Genomic DNA, 22150 nt, shown 5'->3' with positions numbered 1-22150 from the left:
CTTTGGATTCCCAGGCAAACAATGAAAACTTAACAATGGTGGAATGCCTCTGAATCTTTAATCCAAACCATCAACCATCACAGCGGACTGGATCGTTCAACCATTTGACTAAGCCTCAGTATTTAATACACTGGAATTTAGCATTTTTGCTTTCTGGTTTACAGAAGAAAGGGCTTCCTGGTATTCCTTTTCCAGTTGGCTGATAATGTCTGCTGCAGGTTCAATTTTATTTATAGCCCCAACCCCCTGTCCAGCAGACCAAATATCCTTCCAGGCTTTCGCGTTTGTTTCTTTTTGCATTCCATCAAAATTGATATTATCTTTTTTCACAAGTTGCTCAGGGTCAAGCCCTGCTTTGATGATGCTTGGTTTCAGCATGTTTGCTTTGACCCCGGAAAATGCATCGGTCAATATCAAATCATCCTGGTCAGCATCAACAACCATCTGCCTGTACTCTTCCCTTGCCATGCTTTCTGTTGCAACAATGAATCTTGTTCCCATATAGGAGAGGTCTGCTCCTGCCGCCTGTGCCGCAAGAATTCCTTTCCCAGTCGATATCGAACCGGCGAGGACAATGATTCCATCCCAAAAAGTCCTTACTGACTCAACAAATGCTAAGCTGTTAAGCTCTCCGGCATGTCCCCCGGCTCCATTGGCGACAAGAATGAGGCCATCTATACCAGCTTCCACCGCTTTTTTTGCGAATTTCACATCGCTAACATCCGAAAAAACAAGGCCGCCATATCCATGGACAATATCAACTACCCTTTTGGGACTTCCCAATGAAGTAATGACAAGCTGTGGCTGGTGTTTTTCCAGCAATTCCAATTCTTGATCCAACCGGCTATATGTACTGTGGACTACCATATTCATCGCCCAAGGTGCGATTTTGCGATCTGGCTCTTTTTCTTTTGCTTCCTTTAAGCTTTTGTTCAGTCTTCCCATCCACTCATCGAGTACCTCGATCGGCCTTGCGTTCGGTGCCGGGAATGAGCCTATCACCCCATTCAAACAGCAGGCAGATACAAGATCAGGCCCTGAGACGAGGAACATCGGGGCCGCTATGGCCGGTATTCTCAGATTATTCCACCAATATTCAGGGATAGTTCTCTTCATAAAAATCGACTCCTTAATACATTTCTAAATTTTCTGAATCATCTTCTTCCATCTTAAGTTAATCTAAATTTAATTTCAATAAAAACAGGGAGAAAATTATAGTAAAAAAAAGAACCCCTCAGTCAGCGAAGGGTTCCTTCTGCTTTTTTTTAAAATGATTCAAGTACAACGATTTCAATCTTTCCATCTTTGGTTCACCAGCTTCTTTGTGATTGCTTAAGTACCTTCGCCAGATAAACAGGCTGGCCTCCTCTATTAAAACCAAAAGGCAAATAAAAGCTATAATGGAAACGGTGATGAGCTTCAGCATTCCGAGGTTCTCCCTTCAATGGATAATGTATCCTATTCAATTCTTTACCTCAAAATGTATGACCATCAAACATTCCCTCATTATACAGGTTCCTTATAACGAAGAGCTCGATCACTGTCCCCCAATCCTTTCGTAGTCGGATCCTGGATGATACCAAGCATGGATAGGACTACAAAAACGCCATTAGCGAACAACAGGACGTCATTTTGGATCTGAGCTGTCAGCTGGTAGGAAGTCAAACCGATTGCATTCAGACCCTCCAATATGATCTGGGCAACAATCATAACTTGTGAAAGAAAGGCCAGTACCCAGGTTTTATTCTTTAATCTCACGCTCCAGTTTACCATTTAAATCTTTCCTTTCCAGTAAATGTACTATCTTACTATACAATATTCATGACTGGAAATTGTTTGTCCGCCTTTGTCCCATCTGTGTAAAAAATAATTATTTTCTTGCCGCTCTTATGTCCAATCGTTGCTTTATATCCATGCGATGGACAAATAGGATAATCATGATAAAAAAGACTGTTATCATCAAAATCAAAGGAGAGGCTCCTTTAAGGTAAAGAGCAAAAGGAATCGCGAGGAAAGAGCCCAATCCAGCGAAGGTGAAACTTTTAAGGAAGGGATATAGAACGATAAAAGTGATTGCAATCACCGCAGCTAGAGATGGATCGAAAGCAATCATCCCGCCTATGAAGGTGGAGATCCCCATCCCTCCTTTAAAGTTCAGGGTAATCGGTTTTAAATGGCCGAAAATCGTGAAGGCCAATCCAGTCAAGATTATTTCTGGAGTAAAACCGATATATTTTCCCGCTAACACTATAAACGCTCCTTTCATCGCATCTCCAAGAAAGGTCAGGATAAAGGAAGCTTTTCCATGCACCCTTCCTGCATTCCTAGCGCCAACATTCCCGCTGCCTTCCAGGCGAAGATCCTTTTTGCCTAAATATTTTACAACAAAATAACCTGCCATCAGACTGCCAACTAGATAGGCGCAAGTGAAATAAAGGAATAAATTCATAAGGTTCACAACCTGTCCATTTTCATTTTACAATAATCTTATTCGATGCTTTAGTTCATCATACCTCTATAAACTTTTCATTACGTTTCTTACTGCCCGCGAAGCTGTTTTATATAGACATTCTCACCTTCAAGAAATTTTCAATTTCAAACCTTTGCAAAAATCCGCTCTTGCAACCTACTAAAGAAGCCTAATATCAAAAATGCTTTTTGGTCATATCCACACTAAAAATCCCGGCTGTTACTACAAGCCGGGAAAATGCATTACTCTTTGCCGATTTCGATTGCTTTCTTCAACAAATTTGGATCGAATTGTTTTTCGAGCAGCTCAATGTTTTTTTCCAAATGCTTGATATTTTTTGTGCCGATCAATACGGAACTGATGCCTTTGTTTTCATGAAGGAAGTTCAAGGCAAGAGACGTGAGAACGTCGCCATCATTATTGACGAGTTCAAGCATTTTTTTAAGTTTTGCAGGCTTCAGCTCTGCTTGCAATGCTCTTGAAGTCAGCAGGCCCCGTCCAAGGCCAGTCCGGATGAACACTCCCAATCCTTGTTCATTGCATAGCTTTATGTTCTCTTCGTTTTCCTGGTTCAATAAATGGTATTCCATTTGCATTACGTCAAAATCACCGGACAAAATACACTTTTTTGCAAGGGACCCGTCAATCGATGCACCGAGGTAACGGATTTTCCCTTCCTTTTGGGCCTCTTTCATCGCCCTGACTGTCTCCCCTTCAGCGATTACCTTTTCAGGATCAGGGCCAAAATGGATTTGCATCAGGTCAATGGTGTCCGTCTTTAACAATGCCAAGCTCCGGTCAATGGATTCACGGATTGCTTTATAAGAAAAATCGTAATAGGTTCCCGGTTCATCATTATGTTCCCCGCACTTTGATGCAAGGATATATTGCTTCCGGCGGCTTGAAATGAATTTTCCAATCCGTTCCTCGCTTCGATGATAGGCGCTGGCAGTATCAACAAGATTGATACCGAGGTCAAGTACAGAGTTCAGTACCTTACCCGCTTCCTTTTCATCTGGACGTCCCTTATCGGCAATGCCCCAGTCACGCCCAATCGACAAGGCGCCAAATCCAATAAATGTAACCTCCTCTTTCATACTTGCAATCGTTCTCTTTTCAAATGCTTTAGCCACATTCATCACCCCAGTTTGAATTTCTTCTAAGCAGTTAAGATTATAACAGAGTATGAGGTAACAGAGGATACTGAATGAGGTTTTGTGAATTCACCCACGAACGCAGAAAATGCGCTCGAATTTTCGAGGATTCAGGCTCCGTTTACTCCAATCAACAGGCTTTTCTAATAGTTTATCAGGAACATCCATCTATCTTAAAATAGATACACATATCACTAGAGATAATGAAGATGCTTTTGGAACACTCTAATTCTAAATCACTTTGAAATGGAAGCATGGGAGCTTATTCCCCAGGATCACTTGATCACTAGATGGAAGCATCTGAACAACCTTTCGGGGACATTAAAAATCATCCATGCTGGCGATGCTTACTTTCACTGCCCTGAATCTGAAAAAGAGGCCCAATTGGACATGAAAAAGTCGTCCTAAAATCGTGTTGAAATGACTGAGGGGAAGTCTGTTATATGCCTAAAACCGAGAAAATTCAAAAAGGGTCCGGAATGAGTACATTCCGGACCCTTTTTGTCGACAGTCTGAATAGCCGGTATAGACTGGCTGTTTTTATCGTTGTACCACAATTTGCGGAGTATGCCTCTGCTGCTTTTTCATAAAGTAAAAGAATAAAAGGAATCCGGCACCGCTCAGTGCCCGGAGGACAGATGAAATATTCATCGCTGTCTCAATTGAACTTAGTTCAAGCAAGAATACACCTAATTGCGGTGCGATGAACCCTACAATTGCCAGCAAAATATTATACTGGGCGATGTAGCTTCCCCGGTTCCGTTCTTTTGTCACTTCCAGGAGTTGATTGAATAAGAGCAAAACTGTTCCAGATACGAATAGTCCCGAAGATAGGTTTACAAGCGTCAGGTACATCATATTGGTGGATAGCATTGTCAGGAAAGGCGCTGTTGCCATACCAATTGCAGTGATAGCAAGCATTTTGGCATTGCTGTGCCGATCAGCCATCCTTCCCCACCATTTGAAACTGATGATTTGTCCAATCTGGTTCGCAACAGTGATGATACTGATCCAGAAACCGGTCATATGAGCATATTTGATATTATATATATTAAAGAGCGGCCATGCCATTTGCCAAGCAAAATTGAAGAACAAACCACAGATCAGAAAGTAAATGAAAGGCTTATGACGGTATACGTCCCAGCCAGCGCTGAATTTCCTTTTTTCGATATTATTCTCTTTCTTGGGCTCTATATGTCTATTTAAAAAGAATGCTTCCAGAATGCCAAATCCAAAGGCAAGGATGAATAATGCCTGGTAAGGATGCGGATTCGATTTATCAAAAAGCTGCAAAGTAACGCCAATCAACAAAGTCGTTACCATCCCTGCAAGTGTCAGGATCCTGTTCCGTTCACTGAAAAATCCGCTCCTTCTATTGTCAGGAATCAAGTCGCCAATGAATGATTGCCAGCTTAGCATCGCGAATGAACCGGGCAAATTCATCAAGCCAACGAGGATGACAAACGTCCATGCCCGCAATTCCGGAGGCAGGTAAACAACAATGAACATCCCTAATAGGAAGATTCGAGTGAATAGAATCGAATAACTGGTAAATTTCTTCTTTTCCTTGAGACCAGCCATGATAAATGTTCCGATAATCATAGCGAACATCCCGACAATTTGCGGAAGTGAACTGATCAGTCCGACCTGATAATTCGTGGCACCAAGGACACTGATTGCAAATAACGCAAAGTAATTATTGCTCATGCTTAAGACAACGGTGGAAGCAACACCGTTTATGACACTGTTCCTTTCGTTCCATTGCAGGACTTCGGAAGGTTTTTGCATAAATCCCTCTTCCTTTGGATTGGCGAATTTATTTTGGATATCGAAATATCCATCTTATTTTACTCTTTCTGATATCAAGTGGCAATAAGATATTTCAATGAAGGATGAATCTAAAAATCGAAAGGCGAGATTTGAAATACTCCTGGTTTCACCACGCGCAATGGACATTGTCAATAGGGATATCAGGAAATTAATCATTCTCCATCCCCTTCATCCCTAAAAACAAAAAAGGAGCATATCGCTCCTTTTCCGGCCTTCTCACACATTTTTTAGTACGAGATTCAATTTGTTGTTCCGTTCATTTTTCTCTTCTTCTGTCGCTAAATCGTATTTTTTCAGCAAATGGAACATTTCGTTAAGGAGATCCTGCGTATGATCCTCAGCAAAAAAGCGGTCAAATAACGGCTTCATCTCTTCAGGAAGATGTTCTTTTTGAGTCTCATATTTTTGTTTTACGTCTTCAAGACTATGGTCGATCCTGCATTCACCCATTTAAGCTTCCTCCTTTTTAGGTACATTATCAGAATAACAAATTCCTTTTGTATTTACCCTAAAAAGTTTCTTTAAGCATTTTTTTAAAGAGGCTATGTTAAATTTGATTGTGGATTTCCACTCCAGGAACTTCGATGGACAGGAAGTCCTAGTGCCGACTTTGCCGCAGGACGCGGCAAAGTCGGCGGCTTCCCAAGGGCGTGCCCGGGAGCCTCCTCGTCGTTTTGCGTCTCCAGGGTCTCCTCTGCTGTACTCCCGCTCGAATCAAAGTGCCTTCCGCTCCAACCAACAGGTCTTCAAAAATCAACACTGGTCTTTAACATTGCCTTTCAAAATTATATAATCCCTTCCGGATGGCCGGACAAACTTTGCATTACCATGATTCCAGCCTTATCCAAAATGAAGTGTCAAATATAACATGGAAATCAAACCGAGCACAAACGAATAGGTAGGGAAATTCACAAAATTGTCTTCCTGGCTTTCCGGGATCAATTCTTTATAAATGACGAACAACATAGCACCTGCTGCAAAGCTTAAGCCATAAGGGACTAACCCGTCTATTTTTGATGCGAGAAAATAACCGAGCACTCCTGTAAGGATCTCAACCGCCCCTGTAAAAGTCGCAATCAATAATGCCTGCAGCTTTGAAATTTCCTGATTGATCAAGTAAATCGCTACAAGGAAGCCTTCAGGCGCATTTTGCAGGCCGATGGCAAAAGCAATGATTGCTCCTAGCTTTTCCTGGCTTGCTCCATAGCTGACTCCTACTGACAAACCTTCTGGTAAATTATGAAGTGTAATGGCTACAATAATAAGGAGGGTTCTTTTGTCGATGCCAGAAAGGAACTTTGTATCCTCTTTACCTAGGTGTTCTGTTCTTGAATTGATCCTGTTCAATACATAGGTTCCAAGCAGCATACCTATTGCAATCGCGAAAATATCGGATGATTTCAAAGCCTCAGGAATCAAGCTGAATGTCGTAGCCGCCATCATGATTCCGGAAGCATATCCGAGAAGGGTCGCTTTCACTTTGGATGAGACTTCATTCAAAAACAAAACCGGAAGTGCCCCTATTCCGGTGGCCATCGCTGAGATGATAATTCCTATGAACGCTTCTGCCATAATCCTTTCAAGTGCCTCCTGTTTTATGAGAATAAAATTCTTATTCCCCCAATCCGGAAATATACACTTGGGTGCCTGGATTTAATGACCAGATGATGAGGCCGCAAGTTCCACCTTTATCCTGTCCGGGTCTTCAAAAAAAACGGCGTAATGCCCCTCCCCTCCTGCATAAGGATGGCGGTCTTCATAAAGGATATTGATTCCTTTGGATTTGAGTTTTTCGGTCATTTCATCTACATGTTTTCTTGACCTGGCATGGAAGGCAAGATGATTCAGTCCGATTCTTGATCGATGATAGCCTGCCACAAGGTGTCTATTGTCGGTTTGTACAAAGACGATATAAGTATCCCGGAATCGCCAGCTGATACCCCTTTCCCATTGCTGATACACCTCGTAACCCAAGTCCGTTAAAAACCACTGCCAAAATTGAATTGACCTTTTCAAATCCGAAACATTTATCTCGATATGATGAAGCATATTGGTCTCCTTTCCTCCTGTGTGTAATTTGTTTTATCTAAAATTATATTGTTGGAATTGATTTTAATGGATGTCTTATTTTGTTCATTGGACAGCTAGTTGCCTGCGTTATCATGACATCTTTTTTTAGTTTGGAAAGCGGACGACTCCCTATCCAGCTGCCCATTTCCTATCATTTCCAGCCTCGCTGTTTTTCCTGTTCTGGCATCAAGATCTATGGATAGATGATCCTCAATATCCCTATTTTAATCCCTTTGGTTGCTCATTCTCTATCATCTCATTTCCTGACTTAAAGCAAAGCAATATTGCTTAATTTCTTTTAAGATCCCCTTGCATTGACTATGATTATATTAGCCAATATAAAAATGACGTCAGCCCGATTCGGTCGCTCAAACATTTATGCATTAAGCCTTAACCAATCGTTCTTAAAAAAAATATAAAAGCTTACAGGGAGATTATATGATAAGGACAATCGCTGTTACACAGTCTGGAGATTTAAAGTTGGATTTGGCCATCAGAACCTTGATGGCAGGAGATTTTCGCTGGTATTGGATTGATTTCACTTCCCCAAGCGATGAGGAATTGAGATATTTGAAAGAACCGCTGGAGTTCCATCCTTTGTCGATTGAGGATTGCATCCATACCCTGCAGCGTCCCAAGCTCGATTATTACGATGATTATCATTTTTTTGTAGCTCATTCTCTTAACCCTCATTCACTGCAAAAAGAGGAAGTCGATTTATTCCTTGGCAGCTGTTATATTGTCACCTTCCATCATCATGCGAACCAGGAAATCGATGATGTGTGGAAACGTCTCGAACTGGCAAAGTCGCCTGCAGAGTGGGATCCATCGCTCGTCCTTTATCATGTCCTTGATAAAATTGTCGATAATTACTTTCCGCTCATTTATAAAATCGAGGATATATTAAATGAGATCGATGAAAACTCAAGCGGACGTTCCATGGAGGCTCTGCTGGAGGATCTTTTTGATACCAGGCATGACTTGCTTTCATTAAGGCATACAATCACTCCGATGAGGGATCTTGTTTACCGGATGATCAATTCGCACAGACTGTCCGGTATTCTGGCAAGAAAAGAATATTTTGCTGATATTCACGATCATTTGCTTAAGCTTTCGGAGATGGCAGAGGCAAGCAGGGAACTCACTGCTGACATCAGGGACAGTTACCTTTCAATGAATTCACATGAAACCAACAGGGTAATGAAGGTTCTTACCGTAATCACGACCATATTCATGCCACTTACTTTCATTGCAGGAATTTATGGAATGAACTTCGAAAATATGCCTGAGCTCCGTTGGCACTTCGGATATTTTGGGGCTTTGTCAGTTATGTTCATCATTGGCATCTCAATGTTTTTATGGTTCCGGAAAAAGGGCTGGTTTAAATAAGAAGCTGTCCCGAAAGGTCATTACTTTGAGCTTTTGGGACAGCCTCTTTCAATCTCCCTTCCCATTCATCAAAAAAAACTCGTCGACAAGGCATTTGCAAACTGTGAGCAGGCCAGCGAAAAAAAGCGAGGCTGTAATCGATATTGGAAAGGAAAAATAGGAAATGATTGTTGTTGCCGTCATCCAGATAAGCCAAAGGTACTTTTCGTCAGCCATTTACCTCCTCCGCCTTCCTGGAAACTTGACTGATGGCCTCTGCCAGGGCTTCGACTGTATTTTTTAATTCCTTCATATTATTGTCGACGCCTCCCACTTCCACAACAAGTGAATTGGCTGATAAGTCCTGGTTGTAAACGCCATCAACGCCAATCCCTTTTTTCGGAAGCACTCCTTTGCTGATTCCCGGATAGTTTTTATTAAGTATTTGATGCAATTCGTTGGCAAACTTGGCATTCTGCTTGAAGTTCCTATTCTCTTCACCAATGACAAATACAAGTTTGGCATAAGGCTTTTTGTTTATTATGGCTGTTGATGACTCCTTCCTTACTGCATCCCGATGCAAATCGAGAAAGTATTCAAGATTAGAATTCCCTGCCATCGCCGTCTGGACAATCGAGCGGGATACCTCGTAGGACTTCCCTGTTTGCCAGCCCTTTTCGTTCAATTCCTTGCCAATGTTCGTCTTATCCACCAGAGCCCCGATTCCTCGTTCAGCCAATTCCTTTCCGAGCAGTTCACCTATAATCGTGATGTTTGTTTTCCCATCTGCCGCAGCATCCAGATTGGAGCTGCCTTCAAGTCCGAGTAATGGCAAGTACGATTCCCAGCTGTGGGTATGATAGATGAATATCGTCTTTTCAGCCGGTATAGTGCCAGGCGGGCCAGAATCTTTATTCAGTTCTTCCAGTTCTTTTGCGGCCATATTTCTTTCTTGCAGCAATACATCCAGTGGCGGCGCTGATTCAACCGGTATGTCAGTGAAATTAACACCTTTTTCCGCAACAAGGAAATGGGAATCATAAGCCATGAAACCCGGAATCTCGCTCCGTACCAGGCTCCTTAAATCATTCATTTCGATATTCGTGAGAAGCTCGAATCCTGTTGAAAATAACGAAAATTCACTCGCTGAGCTTCTGAAAGCATGTCCAATCAAGGGATGTTCATAATTAATGATTCTTAGAAAGACCTCGGCTCCTATCTCCCCATTTACCTTAAACTTAAAAAACGATACAGGAGAAGCGGAAATCAATCCAGCAAGCATAAAAATACAAAAAGTAAAAAAAATGGCCATTAGGCTTACGAGCATTTTTCTATAGATACCTGTAACGAAGGATCCCATACTATCACCCTAATCATGTCGCTTATGAAATATATATTAAATACAGGGAGTTTTTAGACTAAAAAAAGCTCGGACTGCAAGGGTCCAAGCTTGAATCAGTATTAGAAGTATTTCTTTTTCCAAAAAATCAGGGCAGTCAATCCGGCAAGGAGCAATGCGAGACTCAGTGCAAAGAAAAATGCCTGGGGATGATGCTGGAATGGCAGGTCGACATTCATTCCAAAGAAACTAGCTACCATCGTCGGAAAGGATAGGATGATCGTAATCGAAGTTAAAAACTTCATAACAATGTTCAAATTGTTTGAAATGATCGAAGCGAATGCATCCATCATCCCACTTAGAATGGAACTGTACGTTTCGGCCATTTCAATGGCCTGGGTATTTTCAATGATGACGTCCTCTAGCAGATCCTTGTCCTCCTCATACATCTTCAAGTAATTAAAGCGCATGATTTTATCAAGAACAACCTTGTTTGATTTCAAAGAAGTAGTAAAGTAAACAAGGCTTTTTTCTAGAGAAAGGAAAGCATAGAGTTCTTTGTTTTTCATTGATTGATGCAATTCCCGCTCAATTTCATTCGTTTTTTTATTGATTTGTTTTAAATAACGCAAATAATAAATAGAAATGACGTAAAGAATTTGTAAAGCAAATCTTGTTTTTTTGAAAGTGAAGAACTCCTTCACTTTATTGTTTTTGAAATCATTGATGACAGGTGTTTCCTTTAACGAAACAGTGACAATGCAGCCTGCCGTAAGGACAATGCCGACAGGAATGGTTTCATAGATAGGGAACCCTGAATCATCATGGGTGATATATGGATAGTCAACAATGATATAAACATGGCCATCCTCCCTTTCAACCCTCGGCCTTTCCTCATCATCAAGGGCGTCCCGTATGAAATCGACGGCAATCCCGGTATCATCAGCGACCTTGTTGATTTCTGCTTCGCTTGGAAGTACCATGTTCACCCAGCAGCCTTTAGTGATGTCATTTACTTTTTTAAGCTGCTTGTCTTCACCGCTTTTGAAAATTTCCAGCATGTTTACCAACCTCCTCAGTTTTTAATGAGGAAGCCAACTACCTTTCAATCAGAGTTGATATTCTTGCAGCAATCAATTCTAATAGATCATCGACTTCCACGCGCCTTCCGGGATCAGGTTCTATTGAATAACCCAACAATACCAACTCCTTTCCGTTATACCTATTACATATTACTCCCGCTTTCAGAAAAGCACAATGCTATTTTTCAAAATCAGAATCACTTTTTAAACAAATGCTGTTTTCAACTAAAAGCAGCCTTTTTTTCGCGGGGCTTTTAGAGCGGCCTCCCCGTCTCACAGCAAAGAAGCTGTTAACTCAACAATATTTGTTTAAAGAATCGGCAATGCATACGCTTGCTCGAGTTCCCCATTTACAATCCTGCCTGGATGCTTTAGGTGCTTTGTTTTCCATAAGGAAAATGCCCAATGAAAAATGAATCTTTTATCCTGCCGAGCTGTATTCCCAAACTATTTTCCTAGAAAAAAACAGTCTATTCAGATACCAATAATGGAAAAAATAATCTTTTTGGCTGCCATTGGTTTTTTTCTTGATACTATCTTCCCTTTTATGGAAAGTCCTCCTTATATATTAGCCATATACAAAACATGAATATCTGTGAAAATATACTATAATGAACTTATTGAGTGATTTAAGGAGGGAAACGATGAAAAACAATTTAAGAAAGAAACTAATTCCTTTTGCCGCTGTCACCTCCCTTGCTGTTGGAAGCCTTGCTGCTACTTTCACTGCAGACGCTAAGGAAACGCCAAAGGCAAATCATGCTAAAATCAAAAATGTCATTTTTATGATTGGTGATGGGATGGGTGTTTCATATACATCTGCCTATCGATACTTGAAAGATGATCCGGATACGAAGCTTGCTGAAAACACTGAATTTGACAAGTACCTCGTTGGCCAGCAATCCACCTACGCCGAGGATCCTGAAGAGAACATTACCGATTCAGCATCATCTGCCACCGCGATGTCCTCTGGTGTGAAAACATACAATGCTGCCATCGCGGTTGACAATGATCTTTCTGAAGTAAAAACAATCCTTGAAGCTGCGAAGGAAAAAGGAAAAGCGACCGGGCTTGTTGCCACTTCAGAAATCACCCATGCAACCCCTGCATCATTCGGCGCACATGATGTCCACCGCAAAAATATGAATGCGATTGCGGATGATTATTATGACGAAAGAATTAATGGGGAACATAAGGTTGATGTCCTTTTAGGCGGCGGGAAAGATTTGTTTGTCCGCAATGACCGGAATCTTGTGGAGCAATTTGAAAAAGACGGCTATGGCTTTGTCTCAACCAAAGAAGAATTAGAAAAAGATAAAAGCGACAGATTGCTTGGACTGTTTGCTGCGCGCGGTCTTCCGAAGAAAATCGACCGCACTGAGGAAATTCCTTCCCTTGAAGAAATGACTAGATCAGCGATTGAAAGATTGAACAAGGATCAAGATGGCTTCTTCCTGATGGTTGAAGGCAGCCAAATCGACTGGGCCGGACATGATAATGATATCGTCGCTGCGATGAGTGAGATGGAAGACTATGAAAAAGCTTTCCAGGCTGCTATCGATTTTGCCAAGAAGGACAAACACACTCTTGTCATCGCAACTGCCGACCACTCAACAGGAGGATTCACCATCGGTGCTGATGGCATTTATAACTGGCATACCGAACCAATCAAGGCTGCGAAAAGGACACCAGATTTTATGGCTGAGGAAATCGTGAATGGTTCAGATGTAGAAGGAACATTAAGAAAATACATTGACCTTGAATTAACCGTTGATGAAATCGATTCCGTCAAAGAAGCAGCCAAGTCTGGAAAAATGCTCGAAATTGACAATGCGATCGAAGAAATTTTCAATGAGCGCTCAAACACTGGGTGGACTACTGGCGGTCATACTGGTGACGACGTGAACGTTTATGCATTCGGGCCTGGACGTGAAGGGCTTGCCGGAAAAATAGAGAACACCGACCTTGCCAATCATGTGTTCCAGTTGCTCGGACATAAAGACATAGTAAATGAAGATAACTAACATGATCGACGCCTCCCGCTGTCCGTTGTGACAGCGGGACGTTTGTTTATCTATATCTGGTAGGTGGAATATGAGAAAATTAATTTTTCTGTTGATGGGTATTGCATTCGTTGCCGGCTGTTCAAATACAGAAAACAAAGACAAGCCAACAAAAGAAAATGAAGTCGGACAAAATTCTGAAAGCAGCCAAATCGAGCGAGAAAATCAAGAAAATGGCGCGTATGTGCCAAATCCTCAAGTGATAGATGACCGCCAACTGGTAAATGAAGGAGAATCAATTGCTGATGAAAAAGGCGAAGCGGAGTTGATAGCCTACAAAAAAATGGAATATAAGCTTGAAATCGGTCCAATCGAGATGATAATCCACGAAGCGAAGGTTCTGGAGTTTCGCCCGGATTACAGCCTGATTGATTTTTATCATGGCTACACTCATGAGGAAAAATTCCCTTTTGTGAAAGTGTTCGTCGAAATCAGCAACAACTCTGACCGCTCATTGAATTTTGCGCCTGTCGCCTTCCTGCAGACAAGCATGGGTGAGAAGAAATCCTGGGAAGAAGACATCTACCTTGAAGAATTGAATGGGGAAATCAAATCTGGCGAAAAAAAACAAGGCAACCTTGGTTTCATCCTTTCTACATCCAATATTGATTCTTTTACAATGACAACCAGCAAGGTTCTTGAAGGCAAAGAAGAAATCAGCAATGAGAAAGTGATTGAAGTTGAATTTTAAGCATTTTGTCGCCAATATTGATAGAAAGAAAGCATGGGTCGGGTCCATGCTTTCTTTTAACTTAGCATTGTTTGCGTCTATGTCCCTGCAGCCTGATTTTCGCTTTTTCCTGTTTTCATTCTCGTGATCGGCTAGTTGATCATTTCCCCCTGGTCTCATCTCTCATGATTGAGTACATCTTTAAGTCACGATGCCTTCCTTTAACGAACATTGCCTTTCTTAAAATCCCTTCTAAATGCATTCCCGCTTTTTCCATCACTCGTTCAGAACGAATATTTTCCGAGAAGCATCTTGCCTGGATCCTTATTAAATCCATTCTTTCAAATCCAAATTGAATAAGTTTTGTAGCAGCCTCTGTTGTCAACCCTTTCCCCCATTGTTCCTTAGCAATGACGAAACCCAGTTCGGCGACTTTATGTCTTGGGTTCCAGGAAACAAAGTCGATTGTTCCTATCAGCTTCCCTGTCTTTTTTAACTCAATCCCCCAAGGCGCAATATTTCCACTTTCATATTGAGTAAGAATGAAATCGATGAAACCTTTTGTATCTTCGATCGATTTATGGGTTTCCCAGGTCAGATACTTCGAAACTTCCTCATTGGATGCATAGGAGAACATGTCCTCTGCGTCATGAAAGCCAATTTTGCGCAAAGTCAATCGTTCTGTTTCCATCCTTGGCAAATCCCCATAAATATCTTCTATTCGCATGTTGGCTTCCCCTCTTCATCCTTTTAAAACTACCTTACAGCAAGTATCGCTTACTCGCAATATTTACCAATAGACATTGAATATGTCAAACCGGAATGCTCCTAAAATTCGATGCATATTTGGCTCAATGTCCCATATGCGTAACTTCTGTGGTGAACAACAGGTTTTTTCCTTCCTGATCCCATCGCGACAAAAAGCGGCAAGAAATGTTCATTCCTCGGAATAGCCCTTAAGGCATAAGGTGCCCTCCGTTCATAATCAATCAGTTCCTCTGTCTTCCTTTCAATTACTTTCTCGAGCAGCCAGTCGTCAAATTCAATTGCCCAGTCCGCGGTATCTTCTCTTCCCCACTCGATCATTCTTAGATTATGGACTGTTCCTCCACTTCCAATGATAAGGATATTTTCTTTTTCAAGCCTGCGGAGAGCTTCCCCGACCTTGTAGTGATGTTCTGCCGTTTTGCTGGGATTGATGGATAGCTGGATGACCGGAATTCCTGCGTCAGGAACTAGATGGAGAAGAATGACCCACGCTCCATGATCGAGCCCTCTATGTTCATCCTTCCTGACTTGTATTCCTTCAGCCTTAAACGCTTCAGCGACCATATCAGCCATCTTCCTGCTGCCCCTTGCTGGATAAGCCAAATCAAATAATTCTTTTTGGAATCCCCCGAAATCATGGATCGTTTCATACTTGTCATCAGTGTAGGTCATTGAGAGTTCGGCGCTTTCCCAATGAGCGGTAAACAGGATAATCGCTTTCGGCCTTCCGATTTTTTTCCCGGCTTCTTGTAAAAATTGTGTATATTGGTTATTCTCAATCGCTAGTGAGGGTGCACCATGACAGATGAATAAGGATTGCATAACATATCCCGCCTTTATAGTTACTTTTTGTAAGTAAGTATAATTCGGGAAACTGTTTTTGTAAAGTAAACCACGAATCTGTATAATTTAGATGAGGTGATTTTTATGTACCAGCTTTGTCCAAAGTTCGAGTCAGCGATGCAGATTCTTAGCAAAAGATGGACTGGATTGATCATCCACAAACTTTTGACTGGCAAGCATCGATTCTCGGAAATTGAAGCCTCCCTTCCTGTGAGCGGCCGGCTATTGTCTGAACGATTGAAGGATCTTGAAAAAGCAGGAATCGTCAGACGGGAAGTTTTTTCGGAAGTCCCAATAAGAGTCGAATATTCATTGACCGAAAAGGGGATGGCACTTAAGCCTGTTCTCCAATCAGTCGAACAATGGGCCCAGGACTGGGTCACTGTCGAAGAAACGAAATGATTGTACAATGTCTGGCTAAGATGATGCCAGAAATTTGGTTTATTTTCCCCCTTCGCTTTTACCGAATACATATTGTGAGGTCTCATGCCGCAGGCATCCATCCTTTCAATCAATTGGAAAGGAAGCAGCAAGACTTCCGCTTTTCCCCAAATGCCAAATTCCTATATAATAGTAAAGATGAGTTCCTTCATCAACTTATTTTACTTGAGTCTTATACAGGTAAAAAGGTTATTTGGATAAAAGGAGATTTTCTTAATGCAAAGATTACAACCAGTTTGGGAGGCGATTGTCCGTTTCTGGAAACGCCGCCACATAACACAAATTTTGCTCTTGTCTTTACTAGTATTCATCTTGCTTTCGATATTGTGGTTCGCCTTCATTGCGAGCCGTGCCAATGTCCAATCTTTGAAGGACGGGCTTAGCCAGGCGACCGTCATTTATGACAAAGATGGGGATGAGGCAAGTAAACTGGCGACAAACAGGACGAGCGGCGTCTCGTTTGATAAACTGCCAGAGCATGTACCAAATGCAGTCATCGCGATTGAAGATGAACGTTTTTATGAACACAACGGGTTTGATATCAAAGGGATTGCGCGAGCTTTCTTTGGCAACCTGATCGCAGGCAGGATCACAGGTGGAGGCAGTACATTGACACAGCAGCTGACAAAGAACGCCCTTTTATCACCTGAGCGTTCGTATAAACGGAAAGTGGAGGAACTTTTTTTGGCCGTTGAACTCGAAAAGGTGTACAAGAAGGAAGAAATCCTCGAAATGTACCTGAATCAGGTCTACTTCGGAAGCGGTGCTTTTGGCATCAATAATGCTAGCAAAAAGTATTTTGCAAAAGACATCCAGGATGTCACAATCAGTGAGGCAGCAGTGCTTGCCGGTTTGCTGCAAGCCCCCTCTGCTCTTGATCCATACAATCATTATGATGCTGCTATGAAGCGGCGCAACGTTGTTCTTGGAAAAATGAACGAGCTGGGCATGATCACCGATACCCAATATAAAGAAGCAAAACGCGAGAAAATAAAGCTCAAGGACGGCGGAGGAAGCCTTGCCGACCGGAAGTATCCATATTACGTCGATGGGGTCCTTGATGAGGCGACAAGCAAATACGGGCTGACCCAAGACGAAATTTTGACACGGGGTTATCGGATTTACACACAGCTTGACCAAAACTTGCAATCAGGCCTTGAAAAAGTTTACAGGAAGGATTATCTATTCCCTGACCGCGCAAGCGATGTACTCGTTCAAAGCGGTTCAGTCCTCCTGGATCCTGGAAATGGCGGTGTCCGCGCCCTTGTTGGCGGCCGCGGAGAAAATGTCTTCAGGGGATTCAATAGGTCAACGCATTTGAAGGCCCAGCCTGGATCAACAATGAAGCCTCTTGCTGTGTATACACCTGCACTGGAAGAAGGATATGAATATGATTCAGTCCTTCAGGACAAGAAGCAATCATTCAAGAACTATAGCCCGAAAAATTTCTCTGACACGTATCAGGGAGAGGTACAGATGTACGAGGCGGTTGAAAAATCAATAAATCTGCCAGCAGTATGGCTTCTGAATGAAATGGGCCTTGATAAAGGGGTTGATGCTGTCAGAAGGTTCGGTATCAAGGTGGAAAAAGAGGATCAAAACCTTGCGCTCGCTCTCGGCGGTATGCACAATGGCGTCTCCCCTCTTAAGATGGCAGAAGCTTATTCGACATTCCCGAATGGAGGAAAACGCCACGACGCTCATTTGATTACAAAGATCGTCGGACCGACAGGGAATGTGATCGCGGAACACAAAGGACATGAGACGAGGGTTACCTCGAAGAAAGTCGCAAATGAAATGACATCAATGCTCCTTAATGTCGTGGAGACTGGCACCGGTAAGGGCACACAGATGAAAGAAGCTCAGATCGCCGGAAAGACAGGATCAACCCAGTTGCCTTATCCAGATATATCTGGCACCAAGGACCAATGGTTTGTAGGCTACACGCCGAACCTTGTTGGTGCAGTATGGTTAGGGTATGATAAAACGGACCGCCAGCATTATTTGTCGAGCAGCAGTTCTAAGGATGTTGTACCGATTTTCCGGGCAATCATGGAAGAGTCGGTTCCGCATATCAAACCAGAAGAATTCAAAGTGGATTCAGTGAATACAAGAATTTCAGGAAAAACTTTTGACTATAAGGAAACTGAAAAAGAAATAAAGGAAAGAGCCGCCAAACTCGAACAGGAATTGAAAGAGCGAGCGGACAAGGTTGGCGATAAGTTGAAACAAGAAGCGCCGAAATGGAAAAAGGTGCTTGAGCAGATGCAGCAAGATGCCGGAAATGTAAGTGATAAGGTTAAGGATAAATTCAAAGAATGGCAAGGACAGTAAATTGATATAAAAGCTGACTCAAAAAGGGTGAATATGACCCTATGAGTCAGCTTTTTTTTTCAGGAAAAGACAGGATGATACGGAAAGTTGAAGAAGTTGTCACCTACTAGGTATGAAGCCACTGAAAATCTGGTGGATTTTTCATCTGTCTAAGCCTTCCTGATGGCAAAATGTCCAGCTTGATAGACATACTTCCCTGTGTCTTTATTGAGTACGAATTCATCTTCCTTGTACGGGTGGATTGAGTAGTGGCACAAGGTTTCTTGGAGCGAAGGATGCGAGACTGCTGCGATCACCCGCACGCTCACGGGAAGCGAACATCCTTGAGCCGGAATAACCAGCTAATTTAGGCTATCCTTTAAGGAGCTTTTCAGCAACCGCCAGTTTATTTGGTGCACTTTTCTCTGTAGAACAGAAAAAATATGAAGATTCATTTTGATCTTCCGGACTCTAGAAAGTTTTCGCAAATACACAGGTGTTCCGCAAATCTGCCTCTTCTGAAACTTGGTCATTTCTTAGGATGCCTTCAAGCGTAAAGCCGAGGCGTTCCGGAATCGCCCTGCTCTTTAGATTCAGTTCATCACAGCGTATTTCAATCCGCCGCGCTTTCAACTCGCGGACGGCATAATCCGTTATTCCGGAGACTGCCTCCGTTACATACCCCTGTCCGCCGAAACGGCTGTCGACCCAGTATCCAATTTCAAATTTTGGAATATCCCAGTCGATCCGATGTAATCCTGAGGAAACGACGAACTGGCCAGTATCTTTCTTGAATGCAAGCAGGCGCAAATCCGTTCGGTTGAGGAAATTTATATAGCCATTCCGGATCGTAACCTCAGCCTCTTCCACTGTCTGTTCCCCTTTTGCCCATGGCATCCAAGGCCTCAATTCATTCAATGATGCATTGACAGCTTCGCATGTTATTGCCCCATCCCCCGGCAATGGCATCCTGATCTTCAGTCTCTCTGTTTCAAACTCTGTTGGAAAATCCAATAATACTGGATTCATCCTCTTTGCCCCCTTCTCCCATGATAGCAAAGGGAGCAGCAACGCTGCTCCCTCCTTTAACATTCTCTGTTAGATACTGATATCCCTTTTTTGGAAAAAGAAAAAAGTCACAACCATAAAAATCGCGTAATATACTGCAAGAATGGCAAGCGACAATGGCATCGTGATATCTTCTAGGATCTTATCCTGAAGGGCATAGACGGTCAAATCAAGATGTGGAAAAATCAAGAATTTCGCCCAGGTATATTTATCAGCAAGCATCAAAATGATACCGCCGAGTGTGGATGAAAAAAACAAGACAAAGATCCCGATCCCGACTGCAAGTGCCTGGCTTTTGAATAAAGTCGAGAGCATGAATGCGATGGTCATAACGACAAGGAGGCTTGGAATGTAGTAAAGCATTTTAAGGAAAAATTGAGTCCCTACCACAGCCTCCTTCCTTCCTTCGAGAGTGATCTCGAAAATTTTCATATGGAAATCACCGTTGCCGAACATGAGCAAACCTATCACATAGCCTGAAACCACAAGCGTCAACACCATCAATAACGCATAAATAATGACCGCTATGTATTTGGAAAGCAAAATACTCCATCTTCTGTGCGGCCTGATCAATAGTTGCTTGATCGTCCCGTCAGAGAATTCGGCCGCAACATTCGCACTTCCGACTACGACAACAAATAAAGTGACAAGCGAACTGACTCCGATCACTACATCGTTCATGAAATGCCAGTTCGTTTTAGCTGTAGGATCAATGTTCTTGTCGAGGTATTCTTGATTGTATTCAATTTGGTCTTCGATAAACACTTTTTCTTCTTCTGGAGCGGAAGCCAGTTGGTTTTCGAGCATCTTGATTTCCGCCTCAGTATCATGGCGCCAGTTGGGATTTGGTTCTCCCGAGAATTTCAAGTAGATGATTCCGGCAACAAGGACCGCAAACACAATAAAAATCATGTAGATCCAGCTTGCCTTTTTGCCGAAAATTTTCATCAGCTCATTTTGGATCAATCCAATCATGCCATCTGCTCCTTTTTGTCCTTATTGGTGATTTCGAGGAAACGCTCCTCAAGGGATGCTTTCACATATGCAATTCGGAAGACATCGATATTGTTCATGACGAGCAGCCTGTTGATCTCAGGGATGTTTTCCTTTTCTGCGGAAATGGCCAGGAGATTTCCTTTTGCTGCTGCGATGTGTACCGCTGGCATTCTATGCTGTAAAAGATCAGCTGCAGCTTTGGCATCGGAAACCTCAAATTCTAGTGTGCGTAAGGACTTCTCAACTGCTTCTTCAGTCTCGTTCATGGTAGCTATATGAACGAGCTTGCCTTTTTCGATAATAGCGAACCGGTCACACATCAGCTCCATCTCGGATAATAAATGGGAAGATACCAGGACGGATGTTCCCTGGCTTGCCAATAACCTCAAATAATTGCGGAACTCCCTGATTCCCTGGGGGTCAAGACCATTTGTCGGTTCGTCAAGAATCAAGATAGAAGGCTTATGTAAAATCGCCTGTGCTACTCCCAGCCGCTGGCGCATCCCGAGGGAATAGGTCCGGACCTTATCACGAATCGCATTGTCAAGGCCAACAAGCTTTGTAACCTCCTCAATTCGTTCCTCGCTCACATCAGACAAAGCCATCCGGGCATAATGGCGAAGATTTTTATAACCGCTAAGATATTTATAAAACTCCGGATTCTCTACAATTGCGCCAAGTTCGTTCATCGCCAGTGTAAAGGAAGCATCCAGGTTATGCCCATTTACGACTACTGTTCCGCCAGATCTGTTTATCAAACTGACAATCATCCGGATGATCGTTGTCTTTCCTGCTCCATTCGGCCCAAGGAGTCCGAATATTTCCCCGCGTTCCACTTGAAAACTGACGTCATCAACGATTTTTTTCTTGCCAATCGTCTTTGTCAATGACATCACTTCAAGAGCAAATTGTGACATCGCTCTCTCCTCTTTTCTATGTAAATTTTTTCGTTCACAAAGAATATTACGATATAGATTGTAAAAAGTTACAAAAAAAGCTGAGAAAGTTTTCGGCACCGCTCATGATTCCTGATTAATGTGATAGGAACTTCCATAAGACAATAAATCATATTAAGGGCTTCATGTAAAAAAACATTCTCTCATCCGCCTTTTCTCCCATACTTTATCAAGATAGTGTTTAACCCATTGCTGGCATGATGCATTTGGATACTGCGCTGATCGCTACGCAGAGTGAAAATGCATGGGGTTGCAACCATTATCGATAGTAGATATCTTACTGATGACATATGTTAGAAAAATGAACGCGGAGAACACTTCTGCCGCTCACAATCCACCATGTTATACAGGATCATGCGTATATTGGATTTCAAGGTAACAAACACTATGGAGGGTGTTCGTTTGGACATCCTTCAGTTTCAAAATCCATCCATGAGGTGATTGTATGAGTTATAAAGAACAACTGGATCCTCACTCAGAATTGTTCCACTATACTTGGACAAGGCGTAAGCGTACTAAATCCCAGGTGAATGGAGAAACCCAAGTGACAAAAAACACCCTCCTGGCAAGAAGCAACGCAAAAGCCCACCGCATGTCTTGATTTGAAACAACAAAAAGAAAAGACGCCGTCAGGCGTCTTTTCTCAGTTTGTAGACAAAAGGGGTTCGGAATGCTCTCATTCCGAACCCCTTTTTGGATTTCATCGGATTTTTCAAAGG

General features: G+C 42.5%; 23 protein-coding genes. 6 read left to right on the top strand and 17 right to left on the bottom strand.

The features are described 5' to 3' along the window. Window positions 1–108 precede the first annotated feature (108 nt). From JJQ88_RS13205 to JJQ88_RS13170, 8 genes are all read right to left on the bottom strand, one after another. Window positions 109–1116, bottom strand: coding sequence for an NAD(P)H-dependent flavin oxidoreductase (locus JJQ88_RS13205; RefSeq protein WP_210366491.1), 1008 nt, complete (start codon window positions 1114–1116; stop codon window positions 109–111). Between the two features lie 390 nt (window positions 1117–1506). Further along, window positions 1507–1773, bottom strand: coding sequence for a phage holin (locus tag JJQ88_RS13200; protein WP_210366489.1), 267 nt, complete (start codon window positions 1771–1773; stop codon window positions 1507–1509). Window positions 1774–1870: 97 nt separating this feature from the next. After that, complete coding sequence (locus JJQ88_RS13195) at window positions 1871–2449, bottom strand: glycerol-3-phosphate acyltransferase (RefSeq protein ID WP_210366487.1); 579 nt, start codon at window positions 2447–2449, stop codon at window positions 1871–1873. 263 nt (window positions 2450–2712) lie between these two features. Then, window positions 2713–3603 carry an aldo/keto reductase gene (locus tag JJQ88_RS13190; RefSeq protein ID WP_210366485.1) on the bottom strand — a complete coding sequence of 297 codons (891 nt, stop codon included), beginning with the start codon at window positions 3601–3603 and terminating at the stop codon, window positions 2713–2715. 561 nt (window positions 3604–4164) lie between these two features. Continuing rightward, entirely contained in the window at window positions 4165–5412 is a 1248-nt protein-coding gene (locus JJQ88_RS13185) for an MFS transporter (RefSeq protein WP_210366483.1), read from the bottom strand. A 258-nt stretch (window positions 5413–5670) separates the two neighbouring features. Then, window positions 5671–5904, bottom strand: a complete 234-nt coding sequence (locus JJQ88_RS13180; RefSeq protein ID WP_210366481.1) for a group-specific protein — start codon at window positions 5902–5904, stop codon at window positions 5671–5673. Window positions 5905–6294: 390 nt separating this feature from the next. Further along, entirely contained in the window at window positions 6295–7026 is a 732-nt protein-coding gene (locus JJQ88_RS13175; RefSeq protein ID WP_210366479.1) for a ZIP family metal transporter, read from the bottom strand. A gap of 81 nt (window positions 7027–7107) precedes the next feature. Then, window positions 7108–7503, bottom strand: coding sequence for a VOC family protein (locus tag JJQ88_RS13170; protein ID WP_210366477.1), 396 nt, complete (start codon window positions 7501–7503; stop codon window positions 7108–7110). A 459-nt stretch (window positions 7504–7962) separates the two neighbouring features. Between JJQ88_RS13170 and corA the strand changes: the two genes are divergently transcribed. After that, on the top strand, window positions 7963–8913 hold the full coding sequence (corA, locus tag JJQ88_RS13165) for a magnesium/cobalt transporter CorA (RefSeq protein WP_210366473.1): 951 nt from the start codon (window positions 7963–7965) through the stop codon (window positions 8911–8913). A gap of 48 nt (window positions 8914–8961) precedes the next feature. On the opposite strand, the gene JJQ88_RS13160 is transcribed toward corA, so the two are convergent. The 3 genes from JJQ88_RS13160 to JJQ88_RS13150 all read right to left on the bottom strand — a co-directional run bounded on the left by JJQ88_RS13160 (window position 8962) and on the right by JJQ88_RS13150 (window position 11292). After that, window positions 8962–9129: a hypothetical protein gene (locus JJQ88_RS13160; protein ID WP_210366471.1), complete on the bottom strand. Its 168-nt coding sequence runs from the start codon at window positions 9127–9129 to the stop codon at window positions 8962–8964. Further along, on the bottom strand, window positions 9122–10252 hold the full coding sequence (gene spoIIP, locus JJQ88_RS13155; RefSeq protein ID WP_210366469.1) for a stage II sporulation protein P: 1131 nt from the start codon (window positions 10250–10252) through the stop codon (window positions 9122–9124). Before spoIIP ends, JJQ88_RS13160 begins: the two co-directional genes overlap by 8 nt. A 101-nt stretch (window positions 10253–10353) precedes the next feature. Beyond that, complete coding sequence (locus JJQ88_RS13150; RefSeq protein ID WP_210366467.1) at window positions 10354–11292, bottom strand: magnesium transporter CorA family protein; 939 nt, start codon at window positions 11290–11292, stop codon at window positions 10354–10356. Between the two features lie 665 nt (window positions 11293–11957). Between JJQ88_RS13150 and JJQ88_RS13145 the strand changes: the two genes are divergently transcribed. Continuing rightward, window positions 11958–13337, top strand: a complete 1380-nt coding sequence (locus JJQ88_RS13145) for an alkaline phosphatase (protein ID WP_210366465.1) — start codon at window positions 11958–11960, stop codon at window positions 13335–13337. A 70-nt stretch (window positions 13338–13407) separates the two neighbouring features. Continuing rightward, window positions 13408–14067: a DUF4352 domain-containing protein gene (locus JJQ88_RS13140; RefSeq protein WP_210366463.1), complete on the top strand. Its 660-nt coding sequence runs from the start codon at window positions 13408–13410 to the stop codon at window positions 14065–14067. 139 nt (window positions 14068–14206) lie between these two features. Here the strand turns inward: JJQ88_RS13140 and JJQ88_RS13135 are convergent, their stop codons facing one another. After that, window positions 14207–14773, bottom strand: coding sequence for a GNAT family N-acetyltransferase (locus tag JJQ88_RS13135; RefSeq protein ID WP_210366461.1), 567 nt, complete (start codon window positions 14771–14773; stop codon window positions 14207–14209). 101 nt (window positions 14774–14874) lie between these two features. Then, on the bottom strand, window positions 14875–15636 hold the full coding sequence (locus JJQ88_RS13130) for a dioxygenase family protein (protein ID WP_210366459.1): 762 nt from the start codon (window positions 15634–15636) through the stop codon (window positions 14875–14877). 105 nt (window positions 15637–15741) lie between these two features. Between JJQ88_RS13130 and JJQ88_RS13125 the strand changes: the two genes are divergently transcribed. Together JJQ88_RS13125 and JJQ88_RS13120 are read left to right on the top strand one after the other, a co-directional pair. Then, the gene (locus tag JJQ88_RS13125) at window positions 15742–16059 is read left to right on the top strand and encodes a winged helix-turn-helix transcriptional regulator (RefSeq protein ID WP_246861159.1); all 318 of its coding nucleotides are present in this window, start codon (window positions 15742–15744) and stop codon (window positions 16057–16059) included. A gap of 255 nt (window positions 16060–16314) precedes the next feature. After that, complete coding sequence (locus JJQ88_RS13120) at window positions 16315–18432, top strand: PBP1A family penicillin-binding protein (protein ID WP_210366457.1); 2118 nt, start codon at window positions 16315–16317, stop codon at window positions 18430–18432. Window positions 18433–18581: 149 nt separating this feature from the next. Here JJQ88_RS13120 and JJQ88_RS13115 read toward each other — a convergent pair whose 3' ends face one another. From JJQ88_RS13115 to JJQ88_RS13100, 4 genes are all read right to left on the bottom strand, one after another. Then, window positions 18582–18740 carry a hypothetical protein gene (locus JJQ88_RS13115; protein WP_210366614.1) on the bottom strand — a complete coding sequence of 53 codons (159 nt, stop codon included), beginning with the start codon at window positions 18738–18740 and terminating at the stop codon, window positions 18582–18584. A 142-nt stretch (window positions 18741–18882) separates the two neighbouring features. Then, window positions 18883–19440, bottom strand: a complete 558-nt coding sequence (locus tag JJQ88_RS13110; protein ID WP_210366455.1) for a GNAT family N-acetyltransferase — start codon at window positions 19438–19440, stop codon at window positions 18883–18885. Between the two features lie 69 nt (window positions 19441–19509). Further along, window positions 19510–20454, bottom strand: a complete 945-nt coding sequence (locus tag JJQ88_RS13105; RefSeq protein ID WP_210366453.1) for an ABC transporter permease — start codon at window positions 20452–20454, stop codon at window positions 19510–19512. Beyond that, the gene (locus JJQ88_RS13100; RefSeq protein WP_210366450.1) at window positions 20451–21392 is read right to left on the bottom strand and encodes an ABC transporter ATP-binding protein; all 942 of its coding nucleotides are present in this window, start codon (window positions 21390–21392) and stop codon (window positions 20451–20453) included. Before JJQ88_RS13100 ends, JJQ88_RS13105 begins: the two co-directional genes overlap by 4 nt. Window positions 21393–21876: 484 nt before the next feature. On the opposite strand from JJQ88_RS13100, the gene JJQ88_RS13095 reads away from it, so the two are divergent. Continuing rightward, a complete protein-coding gene (locus tag JJQ88_RS13095; protein ID WP_210366448.1) occupies window positions 21877–22032 on the top strand; it encodes a YpzG family protein in 156 nt (51 codons plus the stop codon). The last annotated feature ends 118 nt before the right edge of the window (window positions 22033–22150 follow it).

It is taken from the genome of Bacillus sp. REN3, from assembly GCF_017912555.1.
Lineage (GTDB): Bacteria > Bacillota > Bacilli > Bacillales > Cytobacillaceae > Mesobacillus.
Note: the sequence above shows the minus strand (reverse complement) of the source record. Positions and strands in the feature narration are given on the sequence as shown.